Origin of the sequence: Acinetobacter oleivorans DR1 (assembly GCF_000196795.1) — a bacterium.
GTDB classification, from domain to species: domain Bacteria; phylum Pseudomonadota; class Gammaproteobacteria; order Pseudomonadales; family Moraxellaceae; genus Acinetobacter; species Acinetobacter oleivorans.
Map to the genome: position 1 here is coordinate 130,471 of NC_014259.1, position 20,615 is coordinate 151,085.

The 20,615-nt window shown below is 38.7% G+C and carries 21 protein-coding genes; 11 read left to right on the forward strand and 10 right to left on the reverse strand.

The features are described 5' to 3' along the window. Nucleotide 1: 1 nt before the first annotated feature. From AOLE_RS20530 to AOLE_RS20535, 3 genes are read left to right on the forward strand one after another with little or no spacing between them, the layout of a single operon-like run. Nucleotides 2-1,597 (forward strand): pesticin C-terminus-like muramidase, encoded by a 1,596-nt coding sequence (locus tag AOLE_RS20530; protein ID WP_013196576.1) that lies wholly within the window; start codon nt 2-4, stop codon nt 1,595-1,597. Continuing rightward, complete coding sequence (locus AOLE_RS00595) at nt 1,590-1,949, forward strand: lysozyme inhibitor LprI family protein (protein WP_013196577.1); 360 nt, start codon at nt 1,590-1,592, stop codon at nt 1,947-1,949. The genes AOLE_RS20530 and AOLE_RS00595 overlap by 8 nt, the downstream gene beginning before the upstream one ends. Nucleotides 1,950-1,987: 38 nt before the next feature. Continuing rightward, complete coding sequence (locus AOLE_RS20535; protein ID WP_013196578.1) at nt 1,988-2,527, forward strand: hypothetical protein; 540 nt, start codon at nt 1,988-1,990, stop codon at nt 2,525-2,527. A gap of 59 nt (nt 2,528-2,586) precedes the next feature. Here AOLE_RS20535 and AOLE_RS00605 read toward each other — a convergent pair whose 3' ends face one another. Beyond that, a complete protein-coding gene (locus tag AOLE_RS00605; protein WP_005300558.1) occupies nt 2,587-3,930 on the reverse strand; it encodes an alpha/beta fold hydrolase in 1,344 nt (447 codons plus the stop codon). Nucleotides 3,931-4,140: 210 nt separating this feature from the next. Here AOLE_RS00605 and AOLE_RS00610 point away from each other — a divergent pair, with 210 nt between their 5' ends. Both AOLE_RS00610 and parE read left to right on the forward strand, forming a co-directional pair. Next, the gene (locus tag AOLE_RS00610; RefSeq protein WP_005300561.1) at nt 4,141-4,722 is read left to right on the forward strand and encodes a YqiA/YcfP family alpha/beta fold hydrolase; all 582 of its coding nucleotides are present in this window, start codon (nt 4,141-4,143) and stop codon (nt 4,720-4,722) included. 14 nt (nt 4,723-4,736) lie between these two features. Then, nucleotides 4,737-6,620 carry a DNA topoisomerase IV subunit B gene (gene parE, locus AOLE_RS00615; RefSeq protein ID WP_005300564.1) on the forward strand — a complete coding sequence of 628 codons (1,884 nt, stop codon included), beginning with the start codon at nt 4,737-4,739 and terminating at the stop codon, nt 6,618-6,620. Nucleotides 6,621-6,741: 121 nt separating this feature from the next. Here the strand turns inward: parE and AOLE_RS00620 are convergent, their stop codons facing one another. Further along, nucleotides 6,742-7,245, reverse strand: a complete 504-nt coding sequence (locus AOLE_RS00620) for an ureidoglycolate lyase (RefSeq protein WP_013196579.1) — start codon at nt 7,243-7,245, stop codon at nt 6,742-6,744. After that, entirely contained in the window at nt 7,242-8,252 is a 1,011-nt protein-coding gene (gene alc / locus AOLE_RS00625) for an allantoicase (RefSeq protein ID WP_013196580.1), read from the reverse strand. Before alc ends, AOLE_RS00620 begins: the two co-directional genes overlap by 4 nt. A 199-nt stretch (nt 8,253-8,451) precedes the next feature. Here alc and hpxO point away from each other — a divergent pair, with 199 nt between their 5' ends. Next, a complete protein-coding gene (hpxO, locus tag AOLE_RS00630; protein ID WP_013196581.1) occupies nt 8,452-9,609 on the forward strand; it encodes an FAD-dependent urate hydroxylase HpxO in 1,158 nt (385 codons plus the stop codon). Between the two features lie 52 nt (nt 9,610-9,661). Here the strand turns inward: hpxO and AOLE_RS00635 are convergent, their stop codons facing one another. The 5 genes from AOLE_RS00635 to puuE form a co-directional block, all read right to left on the reverse strand. After that, complete coding sequence (locus AOLE_RS00635) at nt 9,662-10,387, reverse strand: outer membrane protein OmpK (RefSeq protein ID WP_013196582.1); 726 nt, start codon at nt 10,385-10,387, stop codon at nt 9,662-9,664. 121 nt (nt 10,388-10,508) lie between these two features. Continuing rightward, a complete protein-coding gene (locus tag AOLE_RS00640) occupies nt 10,509-11,876 on the reverse strand; it encodes a nucleobase:cation symporter-2 family protein (RefSeq protein ID WP_013196583.1) in 1,368 nt (455 codons plus the stop codon). A 24-nt stretch (nt 11,877-11,900) separates the two neighbouring features. Further along, nucleotides 11,901-12,224 carry a hydroxyisourate hydrolase gene (gene uraH / locus AOLE_RS00645; RefSeq protein WP_005300580.1) on the reverse strand — a complete coding sequence of 108 codons (324 nt, stop codon included), beginning with the start codon at nt 12,222-12,224 and terminating at the stop codon, nt 11,901-11,903. After that, nucleotides 12,221-12,724, reverse strand: coding sequence for a 2-oxo-4-hydroxy-4-carboxy-5-ureidoimidazoline decarboxylase (gene uraD / locus AOLE_RS00650; RefSeq protein ID WP_005300582.1), 504 nt, complete (start codon nt 12,722-12,724; stop codon nt 12,221-12,223). Before uraD ends, uraH begins: the two co-directional genes overlap by 4 nt. 100 nt (nt 12,725-12,824) lie before the next feature. Continuing rightward, on the reverse strand, nt 12,825-13,790 hold the full coding sequence (gene puuE / locus AOLE_RS00655) for an allantoinase PuuE (RefSeq protein WP_013196584.1): 966 nt from the start codon (nt 13,788-13,790) through the stop codon (nt 12,825-12,827). A 252-nt stretch (nt 13,791-14,042) separates the two neighbouring features. On the opposite strand from puuE, the gene AOLE_RS00660 reads away from it, so the two are divergent. From AOLE_RS00660 to dsbD, 4 genes are all read left to right on the forward strand, one after another. Further along, the gene (locus tag AOLE_RS00660) at nt 14,043-14,393 is read left to right on the forward strand and encodes an HPF/RaiA family ribosome-associated protein (protein WP_001019316.1); all 351 of its coding nucleotides are present in this window, start codon (nt 14,043-14,045) and stop codon (nt 14,391-14,393) included. A 153-nt stretch (nt 14,394-14,546) separates the two neighbouring features. After that, the gene (locus tag AOLE_RS00665; RefSeq protein ID WP_013196585.1) at nt 14,547-15,092 is read left to right on the forward strand and encodes an ankyrin repeat domain-containing protein; all 546 of its coding nucleotides are present in this window, start codon (nt 14,547-14,549) and stop codon (nt 15,090-15,092) included. Nucleotides 15,093-15,104: 12 nt separating this feature from the next. Continuing rightward, nucleotides 15,105-15,872 carry a transporter gene (locus AOLE_RS00670; RefSeq protein WP_023274357.1) on the forward strand — a complete coding sequence of 256 codons (768 nt, stop codon included), beginning with the start codon at nt 15,105-15,107 and terminating at the stop codon, nt 15,870-15,872. A gap of 18 nt (nt 15,873-15,890) precedes the next feature. Next, a complete protein-coding gene (gene dsbD, locus AOLE_RS00675; protein ID WP_013196587.1) occupies nt 15,891-17,717 on the forward strand; it encodes a protein-disulfide reductase DsbD in 1,827 nt (608 codons plus the stop codon). Here the strand turns inward: dsbD and AOLE_RS00680 are convergent. Both AOLE_RS00680 and AOLE_RS00685 read right to left on the reverse strand, forming a co-directional pair. Then, nucleotides 17,712-18,905 (reverse strand): GGDEF domain-containing protein, encoded by a 1,194-nt coding sequence (locus AOLE_RS00680; protein WP_023274358.1) that lies wholly within the window; start codon nt 18,903-18,905, stop codon nt 17,712-17,714. The two genes, dsbD and AOLE_RS00680, sit on opposite strands and share 6 nt — an antisense overlap. 174 nt (nt 18,906-19,079) lie before the next feature. Further along, nucleotides 19,080-19,991 carry an alpha/beta hydrolase gene (locus AOLE_RS00685; RefSeq protein ID WP_013196589.1) on the reverse strand — a complete coding sequence of 304 codons (912 nt, stop codon included), beginning with the start codon at nt 19,989-19,991 and terminating at the stop codon, nt 19,080-19,082. Between the two features lie 152 nt (nt 19,992-20,143). On the opposite strand from AOLE_RS00685, the gene AOLE_RS00690 reads away from it, so the two are divergent. After that, entirely contained in the window at nt 20,144-20,581 is a 438-nt protein-coding gene (locus tag AOLE_RS00690; protein WP_002121971.1) for a DUF2147 domain-containing protein, read from the forward strand. Nucleotides 20,582-20,615: the final 34 nt, after the last annotated feature.

The following is a 20,615-nucleotide window of genomic DNA, read 5'->3' on the forward strand; positions in this document are numbered from 1 at the left end:
AATGAGTAAATTAGTCACTATTACTGCTAAGTTTTATGATAAATCTGGAAAGCAGATTATTAACTTAAATGTACAATCTAGATATAAAGATTCATTAAATGCTAATATCCAAAAAACTGATAAGCTCGGTCTGTTTGTATTTCAAGCTTCGCCAAATAGAACTGTTGAGATATTAGCAAAGCCTCCTTATCAAAAAGATTATGCAGTATTTAAAACGATAAACTCTTCTATTCATTCCTCAGAAAAAAATCCTATTAAAGTCCAGTTGCCAAAAACAATTGATGAATATCAACAAGTAAAGAAAACCAGTTCAATCAAAGGAATTGTAAGCACTTTTTTTAAAATTGTTGATATTAATGGAAAAGTTATGAAAAACTTTCCTGTTCAATCACGACCAAAAGGTAAAGGAAATTCACCCGATAAATATACAAATGATGAAGGCATAGTAGAAGTATGCTCATCACCTAATAGAGATATAGAGGTCTTAGTATTAACATCAAAGGATATATTTGTTTTAAAAAGCTCAATAAATTCTGCTAACGGTAGTTCCCAACCAAATTTTATTAAATTAGATGAGCCTTATGAAAAATTTAAAAGTGCATCTACGATTAAAATTTTAGATCGAGATGGAAGTGACTACATTGTAGAAAAAACTAATGTGGAAATGTTAGTTGTAGAGAATGGTAAAAAACAACTTTTTAGTATATCGAATGGAAAATTACCATTACAAAGCATGGTAGGGCAGAAACTAGAATTTACGGTGTATAAGCCTGATGGTAAGCCTTTAAAGACACAAACCTATATGGCAACACGAGTTAAAAACAACCCTGTTGAATTCCATTTGGATGTAGATATAACAAAAGGCAGTACGGCACAGAATGATCCAGAGATTAATAAGAAAGTTAAGGCTAAAGACTGCCCATCTGAATGCGTAGTTCAGACTATTTCATTTGATACTACACCTGGACCCTATATTATTTCGATGGAAATGTGGAAAAAAATATTAGAATTTGAAAGATATGAGCCAAGACCTTATCATCCAGGTGATGATTCAAGTGGGGTTACAATCGCTATAGGATATGATTTAGGTCAACAATCGAAATCACAAATTCAACAAGATTTAGCAAAATTTTATACTAAAGATCAAATAGAGCGTTTAATGATCGCACAAGGTAAAAAGGGTAATAATGCCCATAACCTTATCCAGAAGTTATCAGATATTACGATTACTAAAGATAATGCATTGAAATTAGCAATTGTATTAAAAACACGTTATGCAAATCAGGTATTATCTATTTATCCTGAAACCCTAACCTTACACCCACATTGCCAAGGGGTGTTACTTTCTTTAGTTTTTAATAGAGGACCAGGTTTAGTAGATCCAAAACCCCCTAAAAAAGGTTTAACACGTAAGCATATGAGACAAGTTCAAGACGCATTAAAAAATAAAAAGCCTGAAGAAATCCCTAATATTTTAAGAGATATGTCTAAACTTTGGAATAAAACGGGACCAAAAGGAAATAGTGGTGTGGGCAAACGTCGAAGAGAAGAAGCGAATATTTTTGAAAAAGGATTAAAGTGTGCTTGTTATGAATAAAAAAATTCAAACTTATATTTTAACTATCTTCATTTCTTCATGTGCCTTCGCAGATAAAGTTGGTTCAGTTTGTATTCCAGATAGTACGGTTTTTAATGACATATTGAACTGTTATTTAGCTGATTATAAGAAAAATGATAAAATATTGAATGCATTATATCAAAAAAAGATCTCAAACCTATCTAAAGGAAATAAAGAAAAGTTAAGAGAATCTCAAAGAGACTGGATTAAAGAAAAGGAAGCTGTATGCGTTGCAGATGAAAATGAATATGGTAGAGAGAGCCATTTTGAAGCTATAAAATGTCAAACTGAAATGACAAAAGAAAGAATTTATTTTTTAAAAAAATATTAAATTCCCTCTAGCTAGATAATATTTTTTGACAAGATAATATGATTATTTTAAATGATAAGATACCCCTTATTTTTTCTGTGTTCTTATTATTGGAAACATATAGTTATAATTTATTTGCAAAGGATCAATGTAATATTGACCAACAAGTAAAATTAAATATATTTAAGAAAAATGATTATAAATTTTATAATTATATATGTGAGTCTTCAGAAGGTTCATATCTTAAAGGTTATTTTGGAGATCAAGAGAAGAAAATATTCGTTGGTGATTACTCTGATTTTGCAGCTAAAGAAAGTCCTAAACTTTTAGCTGTCAGTATCTATAAATCAACTAAAAGAAAACCTCCAATATTGATTACTATTAATTCAGCATATTACTCTTGTACTCCACAAATAGAAGGAGAAATGTATCAAGTTAACCTATATCAAATTAGTGAAAATAAGATTTTAAATCTGAAAAATATAACAAATATATTAGGTAGTAATGCAGAGGGTTTTGAAGGGATTTCGGAGGGGAAAGTCTATTATAAATATAAAACCATTTCTGAAATTAAAAAATGGTTAGATAAAAATTATTAATGGATTTATGATCTTGAAAACAATTTAAATTTAAAAAGCCCAACATAAGTTGGGCTTTTTTACGTCTCTACAATTCCTTCTAAATCTTCGAGCGTATAGTTCGGCATATCAATAATATGAGTTTGAATACCTTCTTGCACATAATCATTAACATTAGGGTAGAGCCAGCGAGTAATCTGTTCCGCAACACTCGAGTGATACTGAATTTCAAAGTGATTTAAGCCATAAAACACGGCTTTGTGAGAGTCTGGAACTTTGAGCTGAAAACGTGGATTAGGATGTTCACCCAGCGCGCTTTTCACACTCACCAAGTAATCGCCAATTACGGTCAACGCTTTGTTGCGTACTTTTTCAAATTCGAGTGTGCCTGCCACTAAAAAGGTATTGATATGGGAAGGTAACGGAGCTGGGGCACGGTTATCATCCATCATGCCAATTCGGGCATCCATATATTCCCAGTCGTCATCACGCACGCTACCGTGGCGTAAGTCTAAAATGCCATTACTACGAATATTAACCAGTTGACCGAGTAAACCCACAAAAGGGAAGGCCCCGAGCTTATCTTGTATAGTAAAACCAAAACGCTCCAACACTGCACCATGATGTGGAGAGCCAATGCAGACTAGATTCTCGACCATATGAATCCATTGATACATATTTTGTTTGCCATAAAACAAGGCACTGCGAGAAACTAGTCCGCCCATACTATGACCAATGATATCAATACTGGTAATTCTTGGATTACGTTGTACCAAATCTTCTAATAAATTTGAAAAACTGCGTCCATTGGCTGAAATACGTCGACCTGTATTGTAGTTTAAATACAGCATCGTGTTATGGTCGCGCTGTGCTAACAGGCGCTCCCCAATACCGCCATAATGTGCATTTGACCAACTAAGATGATTCATACACAAACCATGAACCAAAATTACAATACGTCCTGCAAGTTCCCCTTGTTGTATTGCACCGTAGTGATCGTATAGCACCATTGGTAAAGCGAGAGGACTGTGCTGTTTAAGTAGATAATCCCCAAAAATTCCATTCAAAATTCCGACTAAAAAATGTAAGCTCGGGGTGAGTGGTTTTTCGTGAAGTGTGGGATATTTTTCAATAATGTGACGTAAGCTTGGCGCTAAAAAGTGGCTACCATATTTTTGTAAAGCGCCATAAGAAAATTGATATGCCTTTTGCACAAATGGTCGTTTTTGAAAGTTTTTAGCATTTTGTGTGCTCACACCAAAAGCATTTTTTAATACTTCAATATTAATAACTTGTATTAATTCATGTACACCATTTAAGCTGGTACTGAACAGTTGAGCTAAACCTTCTAGTACGTCTGCCTGACTCGGTGGCGTACGATCCCATTTACAATAAGTTTCATGTAGTGGTGTTAAGCTCGGCATATCTTTTCCCCATATACGTTATAACCGACGTTTTAAGCTGTACTTTTTATCAACGGCAGTAAACGTTTCCATCTTAGTAGTTTAAATAACACATGTTTTTAAAATACTGATGAATGGTTAGTTGAGTGGTTTTTCTTGTCTGACAATAGTGTTTTTATATACAAACTGAGAACAAAAATGTGATTTTATTCTCAATTTAGAGGGAAATATATGAATATTATCTACCTCCATGGCTTTAATAGTAGCTCTTCTTCAATTAAAGGGCTAAGCCTGAAGCAGTATTGTAGCGAATTAGGCATAAATGTGCATTTGCCAGACCTAAACAGATCTCCTAATCTAGTGGTAGAGCAAGTTTCAGCGCTGATTGAATCGTTGCAAGACGTGGCTTTAGTTGGTAGTAGTCTCGGCGGATTTTTTGCGACATATTTTGTCGCGAAATATAATATTCCGGCTGTACTGATTAACCCTGCTATGCAACCATGGAAGTTGTTTGATGAGTTATTCCAAGTTGAAAGCATGCCCTATGTGGTGAATGATCAATGGTCAATTGACCATATTCAGTTGCGACAATTACAACACTTGGAACTGAAACAACCTGAAAATGCTGACAAAATACTCGTCTTGTTGCAACAAGGCGACGAAATTTTGGATTATCGTCAAGCACAACGCTATTATAGTGCTGCAACGCCATCCTCATTGATTTTGACGGATGCTCATGGCAATCATGCTATGGAAGATTTTGAAGAAAAATTACCGTTAGTGATCGAATTCTTTGCGCACACCATCAAATAAGGAAAACGTACAACGTGACACAATATACGGCTCAATCGCTTGAAGTCCTTTCTGGTTTAGACCCTGTTCGTCGTCGTCCAGGGATGTATACCGATACGACTCGACCTAACCATTTAGCCCAAGAAGTTATTGATAATGCTGTTGATGAAGCATTAGCTGGTCATGCCGACAAAATATGTGTCACAGTTTATAAAGATGGTTCATTGTCTGTTGAAGATAATGGCCGTGGTATGCCAGTGGATATTCACCCTGAATATGGCCAAAGTGGTATCGAAATCATTCTGACCAAGCTGCATGCGGGCGGTAAATTCAGCACCGATAACTACCAGTTTTCAGGTGGTTTGCATGGTGTGGGTATTTCGGTTGTAAACGCTTTATCAACACGTGTTGAGGTCGAGGTTCAACGCCAGGGTAACCTATATCAAATGGCCTTTGAGCAAGGTGAACCCGTAGCACCTTTAGCCGTTCTCGAAGGTAAAGCTCCAAAACGCGCGACAGGTACAACGGTACATTTTTGGCCGGAAGCGAAATATTTTGATAGTCCAAAATTTGCGTTAAAAGCACTCAAACATAATTTAAAAGCGAAAGCTGTATTAGCAGCTGGTTTAAAAATTATTTATATCGATCAAATTAATGATGAAAAAATCGAATGGCAGTTTGAAAATGGCCTCGTCGATTATTTGATGGATGAATTACAAGACCGCGAAATTTTGCCAAACCCTGCATTTGTAAGTAGTGGACAAGCAGACCGCGCAGCCTGTGAGTTTGCGATTTGCTGGAATGTAGAAGGCGGTGAGCAGGTTCAAGAAAGTTACGTCAACTTGATTCCAACTGCACAAGGCGGTACGCATGTGAACGGTTTACGTTCAGGCGTGACCGAGGCGTTACGTGAGTTCTGTGAATTGCGTAACTTGTTACCGCGTAATCTTAAACTTTCGGCAGAAGATGTTTGGGATGGCGTGAACTATATCTTGTCGCTCAAGTTCCAAGAACCGCAGTTTTCAGGTCAAACCAAAGAGCGTCTTTCGAGTCGTGAAGCATCAAATATTGTTTTAAATATTGCTAAAGATGCTTTTTCACTCTGGCTAAACCAACATGCTGAAATTGCCATGCAATTGGCAGAAATGGCGATTTCTAAAGCTGGTCGTCGTTTAAAAGCAGCAAAGAAAGTCGAGCGTAAAAAAATTGTTTCCGGCCCTGCATTGCCGGGTAAATTGGCAGATTGTGTTGGTCAAACACGTGAGGACAGTGAGTTATTTATTGTCGAGGGTGACTCTGCTGGCGGTAGTGCCAAGCAAGCGCGCGATAAAAACTTTCAGGCAATCATGCCAATTCGTGGAAAAATCTTAAATACGTGGGAAGTTTCTTCAGATGAAGTACTCGCTTCTCAAGAGGTTCACGACATTGCGATTGCGATTGGTGTAGACCCTGGCAGTGATGATTTATCAGAGCTGCGTTATGGCAAAATCTGTATTTTGGCCGATGCGGACTCGGACGGTTTACACATTGCGACGTTGCTTTGTGCTTTATTCGTTAAACACTTTCCAACATTGGTTGAAGAAGGTCATTTGTATGTGGCGATGCCACCATTGTTCCGTATTGATATTGGTAAAGATGTCCATTACGCGCTTGATGATGATGAACTTGAAACTATTTTGAAAAATATCAAAGGTAATCGTAATCCGCAAATTACCCGATTCAAAGGATTGGGTGAGATGAACGCGATTCAGCTACGTGAAACGACCATGGATCCAAACACGCGTCGTTTAGTTCAGCTCGATCTAGATGATGCTCATTTTACAGCTGGTTTACTTGATAAATTGCTTGCTAAAAAACGTTCAGCAGATCGTAAGCAGTGGCTTGAGCAGAAGGGTAACCTAGCTGATATCACTGTTTAAAATAGAATTAAAAAATCCCCGCTCAATAGGCGGGGATTTTTTTATGTAAAACTAAGTTATTGGAAATCACCACAACGGTTTTTGCCATAAAATTAAAATAGACAGATCTGTATATTCTAATTTAGGTCGTAATTTTTATAGTCTGTGGAAATTGAAAAATATCACAATTCGCTCCACCTCCAATTCGATCTACCACTGCAAAATCACTTGGTGCCTCAAAGGTAAGCAAAGGATGATGCCATGTGCCTGCCCGATAATTGATACTTTGCTTCCCATTTGAAACAAATGCACATAGCTTTGAAATGTCGGGAGTATTCTCGTCTAAAGCGGGCGCGACAATAATTAAAAACTTTTGTTGCTGTAATGGAATAAATGCCTGAGACCCCTTGGGATGGCGCTCTAGCATTGAAATTTCCAGAGGTAGCACACTGGCCTTAATATTACGGAAAATACTAATTCCTGCCTTTGCTTCCCCTTCAATTTCAGTTTCAACGAGCGCATGGTAGCGTTCGGTGTGGGCATCGTTAATATGAAAAAAGTCATGCCCGTCGCAACAGATGACCTCTCCGAAGGGCTGAAAGTTTTCAATTGTTAAGGGCTGAATTTGAACATTCTTCATGATCATGGCTTGGCAATTTTTCCCCATAAACGAACACGACTAATACCACCGTCTGGAATCATGTTAATACGAATATGAGAGATTTTTTCATGCTGTAAAATCTCATTCACATATTCATGAATATGGTCCATTTGCATCGGTTGAGCTTCAAGTAAATAAGACCAGAACATACTTTGTGGAATCAGCTGTGCATCGGTTGCATTTTCAAGGTAAACCGCTTGAATGGATACTTGAGCAGGGAAATTCCCTTTAAAGTGAGCCGTATCAATTTCAAGTTTCTCAATTTTTCCGCTTTTACCCAACGCAAGAATACACCAGTCATAACCCGGAGCTCGGCGGCGTTTAGTTTCCCATCCATCGCCCATATTGACGCCACGACCAGGGTTAATCAAATTACGCGGATGTCCAAAGTGCGCATCGCTAAAGGCAACTACGCGGCCACCATTTTCTAGGGCTAATAAATCAAGAGTTTGTTCGCTATCAGTCACCTGAATATGAACATCTCCATAGACACGTAAACGAGCAATACCACCATCTGGGAAAATATTGAGGCGTATATGAGTGAAAAGTGCATCATTATTGACCATGAAAATATGATGCTGGCTTGGGCCGAGTTCCGTATTTCCTAAAAGGCTCTCCCATTTTGCCCCTGTAAGGTCACCATTTGGTGCATAACAAGCTTCTAATGATGCAGATGCAGGATAATTTCCTGTAAAAAAGCTGGTATCAATATCAAGTGCACTGATTTTTCCACTTACACCTAGTTTTACGATGCACCAGTCATAGCCCGCATGACGTTTACGGCGCGTTTCCCAACCGTCCATCCATTTGCCGTTGTCATCAAATTTATCTTCAACAAAAATAGGTGCTTCAAATTGCAGCATACGCTTTGCTTCTGCAAAGAAATCATCTGAACACTCAATGACTTGTGCACCAATTCGGGCATCGGCCAAATTGGTTTTCGTATTCAAAATTTCAGGAAGTTCAAATGCTGGAGCGTGCAATGTTGCCATAGTGGATTATCCGTATTTCTTGTTAAAAACATGATTTTTCATTTAAAACTGCGCCAACACGGAGCGTGCTGAGACGAGTTTTACACATAAATATATAAGCATGGTGCATGCCAGTTTTGTGGAAAAGCTAAATAAATTTTGAAGGATGGCATGTTTTTAGCATAAGCACTCTATAGGTGAATATCTATAGGAGCGTGTTATGAATGTGGTGATTATTGGTGCGGGAATGGGAGGTCTAACCACAGGCATTGCATTAAAAAAATTTGGTCACCAAGTTCGTATTTTTGAGCAAACTGAAAAGATTCTTCCAGTCGGTGCTGCAATTTCGCTGTGGTCGAATGGTGTCAAATGTCTAAACTATCTGGGATTAACTGACAAAATCGCCAAACTTGGTGGACAAATGGATGATTTGGCCTATGTGGATGGTCTAACTGGAGATGTGATGACACAATTCAGTTTACTGCCATTAATTGAAGAAGTAGGCCAAAGACCTTATCCAGTTGCACGTGCCGATTTACAAAATATGCTGATGGATGAATTTGGCAGAGATCAGATTCATTTAGGCAAGAAAATGGTCAGCCTTGAAGACAAAGCTGATTATGTTGAGGTCCATTTTGCAGATGGCAGCTCAACGCAGGCTGATCTATTAATTGGGGCTGACGGTACTCACTCACTTACACGGACCTATGTATTGGGCCAACAGGTACAGCGCCGTTATGCGGGTTATGTGAACTGGAATGGCTTGGTTGAAATATCTGAAGATTTAGCTCCAGCTCAGCAATGGACGACTTATGTGGGGGAAGGCAAGCGAGCTTCTTTAATGCCAGTTGCAGATGGCAAGTTCTATTTCTTTTTAGATGTGCCTTTGCCAGCAGGTCTAGACAATAATCGAGATGACTATAAAAAACTTTTAAAACAATATTTTGCTGATTGGTGTTTGCCAGTACAGCAACTCATTGAACGTTTAGACCCGCAAAAGACCAATCGGGTAGAAATCCATGACATTGAACCGTTTACTCAGTTTTATAAAGGTCGTGTAGTGATTTTAGGTGATGCTGCACACAGCACGACACCTGATATTGGTCAAGGCGGTTGCCAAGCAATGGAAGATGCGATTTATTTAGCGCGTTCTCTGCAAATTAACACTTTAGGTGTCGAAGATGCTTTACGTCGCTATCAAAACAAGCGTAATGAACGTGCAAATGAGTTGGTACTTCGTGCGCGTAAACGCTGTGATGTGACCCATATGAAAGATGAAAGCGTTACACAAGCATGGTATGCAGAATTACGCCGTGAACAAGGTGGACATATTATGCAGGGGATTATTAGCAATATTGTGGGTAATCCACTCGATTAAAACAAAAACAGCAAGGAATTACCCTTGCTGTTTTATCTTCTAAATCATAATCTTAGAAGTGGTATTTAACCAATGCGCTGACGTTATTTTCGTCTGCACCTTTAATACCGAATTTGTTATTCCACACAGAGTGCTCAATACCGAGGTATAGGCGTGTGTCAGGAGAAATGTGTTTACCTACATTCCATTTCCATTGTGTTGTCCAGTTTAACTCGCTGGCATGGTCGCCTTCAGCAGTTGACCAGTCAAGGAAACCATCTACCAAGAAATCTTCAGATCCTAATTTTAATGGAACGCCGTAAACGAATGTCATTTGATAATCGTCGTCAGTTTTCTCATTATTCGCGCGGTAGAAGTTTAAATTCGCATATTGGAAATATGGGATATCTAAGTCAACTGCAAAACCATAAAGGAAGTTGTCGAAGTTATTACCGCTTTGAGTGTTACTTTCCCACGTGGTACTAATTAACACATCTTTAATTGGACCATACGCCAGTTTTTTACCAGACACTTCACCTAAGCTTAAACGTGGTGATAATTCAAAGTAAGTACTTTTGTAGTCATCTTCACCGCGCATGCGGTCCATGAAGAAAAATACATCAGCGTATTTAACTTTCGCAGCATATTCCAAAGTAATCGTAGTTTCTTTGTCATCTACAACTTCATAGTTTTCACCATAAAGTCCAGTCACACTAAAATCTTGCCAGATTGGTTTTGCCTGAATCATGGCAGTTGCAGATAACAAGGCACAAGTCGCCGCAAGTTGCTTTAATTGCATTTAAATGATCTCCCCCCAAATAAAGCACGCTAAGGATACAGGGTCTTAAGCAAAAATGAAGCCAAATTTGATCAACGGTTAAAAAAAAGCCCACCGAAGTGGGGCGCTAAAAACTAAATCTTTAATGAGTATTTCTTGTGTTTATTGTTTGGCTTAAATGTGGGGTACGCGAGCCGCGAAATGAGGGTAAATGATTAAATAATAAATTCAACAAGATAGCAAAGATACATGTTGAACTAATGCCCGAATGGAACAAAGTTTGTACCCAAACTGGAAAATGAGCATAAAACTCATGGTTAATAATTGGGATCATCCCTGCTGATAAAGCAGTCGCGACAATAATCAAATTTTTCTGATCGTTATAATCTATTTTTGCCAAAGTGCGAATTCCACTCGCTGCAACCGACCCAAACAAGACCAAACCTGCACCACCAAGTACGGGCATTGGAATCGCGGCAATCAAACGACCCATAATGGGGAGTAGGCCCAAAATAATGAGAATGACACCACCTGCTGCGACTACAAATCGGCTTTTGATGCCTGTAATGGCAACTAACCCAACATTTTGGGCAAAAGCGCTTTGCATGAACGAACCAAAAATAGGCGCAAAAGCACTCGAGAACATATCAGCACGTACACCATTGGCGATCCGTTTCGAATCGACTTCAGTTCCTACAATGTCTCCGACAGCAATAATATCGGCTGTGGTTTCCGTCATAATCACTAAGGTAACGATCAACATCGACAAGATTGCACTAAGCTCGAAAGTCGGCAAACCAAATGCAAATAGGTGTGGAAATTGCAGCCATGTGCCTGAGCTCACCTGACTAAAATCACCAAAACCCATAAAGTAGGCGAGGGTGGTACCAGCAACAATAGCCAACAAAATCGATAAACGTCGGATGCTTGCTTGCGGCAGCATATTTAGAACAATCACAATGCCTAAAGTCAGTAAGGCTAAAGAGATATTTTCTACGCTACCCCAGTCAGGTGCTTTGTTGTTGCCACCCATTATCCAGCGAATCGCAACGGGTAACAGAGATAGCCCAATAATCGTGATGACGCATCCAGTCACAACGGGTGGGAAAAAACGAATAATTTTTGAAAAGTAAGGTGCAAGGCATAGTCCAATCAGAGATGCGACAATCACCGCACCATACACAGCAGGTAAGCCGCCACCTGTAGTGATAATGGCAACCATGGTAGCCACGCCAGCAAAAGACACACCCTGAACTAAAGGTAATTTTGCACCTAGATATTTGGTTCCAATGGTCTGAATTAGTGTTGCCAATCCACCTACAAACAGGGCAGCTGCAATGAGCATTCCGACTTGTGCTGAGCTTAAGCCAGCTGCTGTTCCAATAATGAGTGGCGGGGCTACAATGCCACCATACATGGTCAGCACATGCTGTAACCCGTAAGCAAAACTTTTGGAAATTCCTAAATATTCATGCTCTGGAGAAATCGCATTTTTTTGCTGATGATTCATATTTTTCTCCTATTTATATTTGAATTAACTACCGCGATAAGTGGAGTAAGCAAACGGGCTGATCAGTAATGGAATGTGATAATGCTGATTGATGTCTTCTACAAAAAATTGAATACAAACACGTGGGAAAAAAGTTTTAATTTGCTGCGATGAAAAATAAGGCGCAATCTCAAATTCAAGTTGATAAGCACCTGCTGCAAAGTCTGTTATTTCAAAATCACCCACTCGACCGTCTGGATTAGTGGTTGCGGTTGCAATCAACTCATGGGTTTCTGCATGAAACAACTTCACTTCTACTTGTGCAGCTGGTTTGCCTAAATTCGTATCTAAAATATGAGTGCTGATCATGCTTGTATTTCCTGAGATAGACGTAATAGAGCAATCGCTGAGAGTTGCTGATGTACAATTACTTTTTCGATAGCTAAGTCATGTTGTAAACGTTCTTGTAGCTTTTTTAAAATCTCATCGCTACTGAGGCCCGCTGCTTTAATTAAAAAAATAAAGCCAAACTTTTGTTCATAATCGAGGTTGCCTTGTAGCAGCGCTTGTTGCGTTTGTTCATCTAAAGAAATGCCAGCTTGTTCCTGATTTGAAAAATGTTGCTCTTTTGCATTGAGTTGTTTTTTTGCTTGTCGTTCACCAATTTTTGGATGGGTTGCTAAAGCAGTTTCAATGTCTTGCCATGACCACATTTGACTTAAATTTTCTGCATGCTCTAAAAGAGATGCTTTTGATGAATAGGGACGTCCTGAAGTGATTTTCTCGGCCCATGCTGGAATGTGGACACAGTTTTTTAACAAAGTCTTGAGTTGTTCGGGTGGGGCTTGATTAAACTCGGCTAAAAACACTGTTATTCCTAAACTCGTTGTCGTGATACAGAGTTTTAGCAATAACAGTGCCAAGAGGGGTTCATGATTCGCTTATGAATTTGGAAAATTAAAAAATCAATTATTTAGTTATGTGATTTTTATACCAATGTTCAGCAATGTCTTGACGACTACATATCCAGACTCGATCGTGCATTTGAATATAGTCGAGAAACTTTTGTAGTGCTTTAAAACGGCCTGGGCGCCCTAAAATACGGCAATGCATTCCAATCGACATCATTTTTGGTGCATTTTCTCCCTCTGCATACAGCACATCAAAACTATCTTTTAAATATTGAAAAAATTGTTCTGAACTATTAAATCCACCCGGTGAGCAGAATTTCATATCGTTACATTCCAGAGTATACGGAATAATCAGATGAGGACGTGATGCACCCGCAGCATTGGTGAGAGTCGTCCAAAAAGGCAGATCATCGCCATAATAATCAGAGTCGTATTGAATTTGTGGGAATTCTGCAAGTAATTGACGTGTATTAGGGCTATCACGTCCAGTGTACCAACCGATCACTTTATTTCCAAACAAGTTTTCTAAGACAGATAAAGCTTGTTCTATATGCTGTTTTTCTAACTCAATATCAGCATCTTGATAGTGAAGCCAACGGTAACCATGAGAAACCACATCATAATCAGCTTGCTTAATCGCTTCCACAATATAAGGATTGCGGACAAGTGCCATTGCAACTCCAAAAATGGTCATTGGAAGTTTGCGCTTTTGGAACTCATTATGAATGCGCCAAAAACCAGCACGTGAACCATATTCGTACATCGAGTCCATCGACATATGTTTGGCTGGGTAACTTGCAGCGCCAATAATCTCCGATAAAAACTGTTCTGAGCCATCATCGCCGTGCTCAATATGTTTTTCGCCACCTTCTTCATAATTAAGAACAAATTGCACTGCAATCTTGGCATTGTTAGGCCATTTAACTTGTGGAGGCTGTCCGTGATAACCGATCAAATCACGTGAATAAGGAGACTTTTGAATTTGCTCAATGAGCTCGGCTCCAGATAGATAAGATTTGGACACGATTGCTCTCCTTTTGTTCAATTTTTCATAAATATTTAAAAAATCAGCTTGCATATTTTTATAGATGGACTGATATTGAAGATATGAAGATCTTCAAAATAAATTAAAACCAGTACGTTTAAGTCAGGAGATAACAAACCATTACACCATCAAAATGTACAATTGAAGTCAGTTCATGCATGCTTAAAACATGCCAACATAAAAAAGTTTTGCATAGAAAAGATCCACAGTAAGAAAGAGAGGATGGTATTTATGAATATTGAAATCCGCACAGATAAAAACATCCATAACAGCGAACGTTTAATTACTTATGTACGTGCAGAACTTACTCAAGAATTCCAACGTCATAGCGAACGTATTACGCATTTTTCGGTTCATTTTAGTGATGAAAATGGGGACAAAGGTGGTGACAAAGATATCCACTGTATGATTGAAGCGCGTCCTTCAGGTTTAAAACCGGTTGCAGTGCACCATAAAGCAGGAAATATTGACGCTTCAATTCATGGCGCGATTGAAAAATTAAAACGTAGCCTCGAACATACTTTTGAGAAAAAAGAACACCCGAGAGGTGGGCAACCAGAATTCATTGATGATGAAGTTTAATTGAAAATGCTAAAAAGCCCTTCGGGGCTTTTTTTATATTTGATGAAAATAAAACTATTCACAACATTAGGTTTGCAATGCGATGCAATCAACCTCTAAAATCTGGAGAAGAGATTAGGCATAATAGCCCTAATATATTTTTGAGAGATGGTCATGTTAACCACCCAGCAGCAAGCTTTAATTAAAGCCATAGAAGAATTAGAACTCGCGCAAGTGCAGAAATTACTTGCTGACGGACTTGATCCGAACTTTATTGATCCAGAGCAAGGGCCACCTGTATCAATTATCTGTGACGGAATTTTTAAATGGTGGGAAAATGTATCGGAAGCTTATGAAGCTGGTACACCATTATCAAAAGAAGAGAAGCAACAATCGTTACAAGTTTATCTCGATATTCTTGAAGCCCTAATTCAAGCTAAAGCCAATGTACACCTTTGGGATGCAGAAGAGTTTTATGGCCCGTTATGGGATGCAGCAAGCTCGGCATGTGCTCCTGCTGTTCAACGTTTACTCGATGAAAAAGTTGATCCAAACTCACGTGATGAAGAAGGACTCACCGTTTTATCTTCAATCAGTCAGTTGTTCTTTGATTGCGATTTTGATGAAATAGATTGGTCAGAATCACTTGAAGAAGAGCGTGAAACATTAGAGTTATTGCGCCGTCATGGGGCTAAAATGACAAAAGAATTAACTACTTGATTGGACATTAAAATGAAAATAGTACAAATTTTAACTTTTGCCCTTACAACTGTTGCTGCTGGAAGTACTTTCGCAGCAGAGTTTTCCTTTGACCGTCCTGGAGCAGGCTTCGGAACAGGTATTACACCAGTGGGTAAGTTAGCTTGGGAACAAGGTTTACCTAGCGCGACTTATACAGAGTCGACTGTCGACGGCGTTAAAGAAAAGACCGTAACTGTAAGTGAAGATATGCTATTCCGTACAGGTTTGGCTGATGGCTTAGAATTACAATTAGGTTGGCAAGGTCCAGCATGGACTCAAACCAAACGTGCTGGCAAAAAAACTGACAATTCAGGCTTTGGTGATGTAAGCATCGGTTTGAAAAAAGCAATTGATCTAGATGATGAAAACTTATCAATGGCTGTGTTAGCTCAGGCTGTCATTGCAACTGGTAATGATGAATTTACTGCGCATGATGATATTTATAGCCTAAGCTCAGCAGTGGCTTATAAGTATGATGACTTGATTGATACCTCAATTACCATGCGTTACGAAGTGCAAAACAGTAATTGGGCTGTGACTGCAATTCCAGCAATCAACTATAAGATAGCTGGTAAACTTTCTGGATATTCTGAATTCATTTACCGTAAAGCTGAAAGCCAAGACTATGAATACGGTTTAGGTACAGGTTTAGTTTACGCTGTAAATAATCGTACTCAGCTTGACGCAAGTATCGGGGTCGATTTAGAGGGTCAAGACAAGAGCTACAATGGTGGCTTAGGCGTGGCGTTCTTGTTCTAATCGAAGCAATTTAAATTTATGTTAATGAAAAAGCTTATTCATCAGGGAATTCTTTATTTTCTAGCAGTCGCTGTTTGTGTGTTTAGCCAGTTGGTTTCCGCACAAGATAAGCTGCTCTCGCCCGAACAAGCTTTTTCATTTTCGGTTGAATCTTCTGAGCCGCATACTGCGAGTTTATCTTGGCAGATTCAGCCAAATTACTATCTATATCAGCATAAATTTACCGTACAACAAGGTACTCAACCTTTAGCTTTAAATTTACCTAAAGCGATTGCCCAATATGATGAAAATTATGGGCAAAGTCAGGTTTACTACCATCAAGTTAATTTCAAAATTAAAACCAAGCCTTCAGAGCACTATAGTGTCACTTGGCAGGGCTGTGCCAAAGATCGTATTTGTTATCCGCCACAAACCATTGAGTTTCAAACTGATGCAGATGGCTTGGTTGGTGTGCAAAACCAAGCAGGAACAGCACCAAAACGATTGCTAGATTTGGCAAATACTCAATCCGACACTTCTTCAGATTCAAAATTTTTAGAAAAAGAGCAGAGTACAGAGCCTGTAGTAGATCCATCTACGCCACAAATTGCACAAGATCAGATCTGGTCAGCTAAGTTAATTGAGCACTCGCTTTGGTATGGAGTTTTATTATTTCTCGGTTTAGGCATGTTGCTCGCATTTACGCCATGTTCTTTACCGATGTTGCCTATTTTAACTTCGCTGATTATTCGAGAACATAAAGGTCTAAAGGCTTGGACCATTGCACTTACTTTTGTTTGCAGCATGGCATTAGTCTATGCAGGCTTGGGTTTAATTGCTTCTTCGGCAGGTTTAAATTTTCAGCGCTGGTTACAACAGCCTGCAACTTTGATTGCTTTTAGTTTGTTGTTTATTGTATTTGCTCTGAACCTATTTGGCTTGTTTGAGATTCGTTTGCCACAAACATGGTTAAACAGACTTGACCGTATTCAGTCGATGCAACAAGGTGGCACTTTAGTGGGTGCTGGAGTCATGGGTGTGGTTTCTGCACTCTTGGTCGGTCCTTGTATGACAGCACCTCTCGCTGGAACTTTATTATTTATTTCTCAAACACAAAACCAATGGCAAGGTGCTTTGCTTTTATTTTGCCTAGGTTTTGGAATGGGAATTCCGTTGTTACTGGCAAGTATTTTAGGGGCAAAATTCTTACCTAAAGCGGGCGACTGGATGCATCAGATTAAAGTGATTTTTGCTTTTCTGATGTTGGGTTTAAGCCTCTACTTTATTCGTCCGTTATTGCCAGATTGGAGCATGCAAGTACTTAGTTTAGTACTAGGCCTCGCTTTTATAGCATATGCTGTTTATCAGTTTTTCTGGAAAAAAGGACAGCTACAATGGCTCTACGCGATCTTATTATTAATCGTTACCCCTTTTGTAGCCTATAACCAATATCAGCATATTCAAAATCGAACTTTGCAAAGTTCTGACCACATGGCTGAGTGGCATGTTGCGACTAGCGCGGCAGACTTCCAAAAGATTTTAGCAGCAGCACCTACTGATCGGGCTATTGTGGTTGATGTATATGCCGATTGGTGTGTTGCTTGCCAACCAATTGAGCACCGTATTTTAAAAGCACCTGAGGTTCAGTCTGCTCTTACACCTTACTATTTAATTAAGCTTGATTTGAGTCATTATGATCAGTCACATGAAGCGCTACTCAAGCAATGGAATATTTTGGGACCACCGACCTATCTATTTTTAAGCCCAGAGCAAAAAGAGATTCGTGCTCTACGCTTAACGGGTGCTTTTAGTCAGCAAGAACTTTTGCAACAACTCGCGAGTTTGGCAAAATTAAAACAATCATAAGCTATTAACAGCTTCAGTCTGATGAAATGTACGTACCTGATTACGGCCTGAAGCTTTCACCGCGTAGAGAGCTTGGTCAGCCTGTCGAATAACAAGATAAGGGTCCTGTGCAAAAGCTGAACTGCTTATTCCAAAACTTGCACTAATATGAATAGGACTATTTTGAGCACTACAAACAGGTAATTCTTGTAAAGCACAGCGACAACGCTCAGCAATTTTTTCTGCTTGAATAATATCGGTGTGGGGGAGTAATAAAATAAATTCCTCTCCACCAAATCGACCAATAATGTCCTCGCTACGTAAGTTCTCAGAAAGACATTGAGCGATTTCAATTAAGACCTGATCACCTTGGTGATGGCCGTATATATCATTAATTTTTTTAAAATGATCGATATCAAGAAGTACCACAGCATAATCAAATTGCTGTTGATGTAGCGACTCTAAATGCGTATTTAAACTACGTCTATTTAATACATTAGTTAATGGATCAAGTTGGCTTAAACGTTGAATATAAGTTTCGCGCTGACGCCATTGGGTGAGTAATATTTCAAATAAAATAAAACATGCCAATAAAATGGGCATAATAAAAAAAGCCATGCTTCCTAACCAAAATGGATTGGTTTGAGCACGTTGCATCGCAATCAGATTAAATAAGGGTGCATAAGGCAAAACACCTTTCATACTCAAATAAGTACATACAGTTAAAATAATTGTCGCAGGTACAAGAGCGCTATAAACAATTTTTCGATCAAATAATACCAGACCTACCCCAATCGTGCCGACATAACCGACCATAGTGGCGGGGCTAATGCTGCCAATTAAATATCCATCGTGGCATAGCATGAGTGTAAAAAATTGCACGCTCACTAAAGGAATAATTCGTTGAGCCCATTCATCATTTTTGTAGCGATAGCAGGGGATAATCAAAAGAGCCAATAAAAATAAGGTTAATAAATTGAGCCAGATTTGCGACTCAACTAAAGGTAAATGTGTCCATTGCCAGACACTAGGGGTAATTAAAATATAACCTTTCCATAAAATCCAACTGAAATTCATTGCACAGGCAAGTGTAAGCATCAGTGCACTTTTTTGTAGTGGTGTCCAGTTGATGATGTGATTATTGTAGATGAAATCGATTATCACCTGTTTTATTCTATGTATTGGATGAGTGATGAAACGACTTTTCATAATAAGTAAGGCCTCCTAAATATAGATGCCTCTTTGTTGGACCATCCTAAAATTGGATTGTTTAAATAATTTATGTTTTAAACATAACATGATTTTCAATTTATACATGATGACTTTTTATAAAGTAAATGATGTGAAAAGTTTTGAGACCTATTCACATCATGTATAGATAAATTAAGTTTTATCAAGTTCGTGAGCAAATTCGGCAATATCTGCCAATGCTTGTTTGGCTTCATCAAACCATGCATTAAACATCTGGAAATTATGCCACATGCCTGTATAAAGTTTGAATTGAACTTTAACACCAGCATCTTCAGCTTTTTCTCTAAAACGTTTGGCATCGTCTAATAAGATTTCTTTAGACCCCACTTGAACCAAAGTGGGCGGTAGGCCATGTAAGTCATCGAAAATAGGCGAAACACGTGGGTCATCAGCTGCAATATGATTGCCTATATAGTACTGAGTTCCTGTTTGCAGCGCTTCAATAGAGAGTAAGGCATCATGTTTTTTATTAAATCTGAGCGACTCACTCGTGAGTGTTAAATCCAAAAAAGGAGATAGCAAAATCAGACCACTTGGCATGAGCTCGGGTTGTTCTTTTAAACGTAAGCAAAGTGCTAGCGCTAAATTTGCTCCGCATGAATCACCTGACAAAATAATATCTTTAGGCTGAACACCTTGTACTACTAAAGATTGATAGATGTCATATAGAGCTTCAGTTGCCTCAGGATAAGGATGCTCTGGTGCAAGTGGATAGTCCACATGAATAATCTGCATTTGAGTACGAGCAGCTAAATCCGTCATGAAAGCATGGTGTGTTTTGACACTGCCAAGAAAAAAAGCGCCGCCGTGAATGTGAAAAATCAGTTGAGTGGCAGAATCTTGTGGTTTGATTTCTTCACCTTTAATGCCTGCTAGCCGAATTGGGCGCACAGAAACATTTTTTTGCCTTGGGAAAGCACGACACATCTGATCTAGAACGGGACGTAAGGCGGTAGCCGGCAAATTTAGCTGACTTGGCTTGCGAATTGTTGTTTTAAGAAAAGTTTCTGTAAAATAATATTTCCAAACATTTGATATATTCATAGAGCATCCATTTTTATGCTAGTTTCTTGTTTTCTTGTAAATTTTATTTTGCAAGATTACAAGGTTACACGAAACAGTCACATTCAAAAATTGCAATATCTTTGCGACTTCTGAATACTAAAAATCTTGAAAGACCCAAGGATATTACAAAAATGAAAAAGATTGCTTTAGCTTTAGGACTCATTGGTATGGCTGCATTTGCCAATGCGGCTGATTCACTCAATGGAACGGTATGGAAAACGATTGATGATCAGACCAACAAGCCAAAAGCCGTAGTGAAATTTACGGAACAGAAGGACGGAACCTTAACTGCAACCATTCAAAACATTTTGACACCGGGCGAAGAAAACGCTTGTACAAAATGTGAAGGTCCGTATAAAAACAAACCACTTAAAGGTGTCACCATTGTACATAATTTAAAAAATGTAGGTGGTAACAGTTATGAAAACGGTACGATTTTAGACCCTAAATCTGGTAAAACTTACAAACTGAAAGGTGAGTTAACCGATGGCGGTAAAAAGCTTAAACTACGTGGTTATATTGGCGTTTCTGCACTTGGTCGTAACCAAACATGGATTCGCGCTAACTAAAATTTTTAATAAAAAAAACGAGCCATATGGCTCG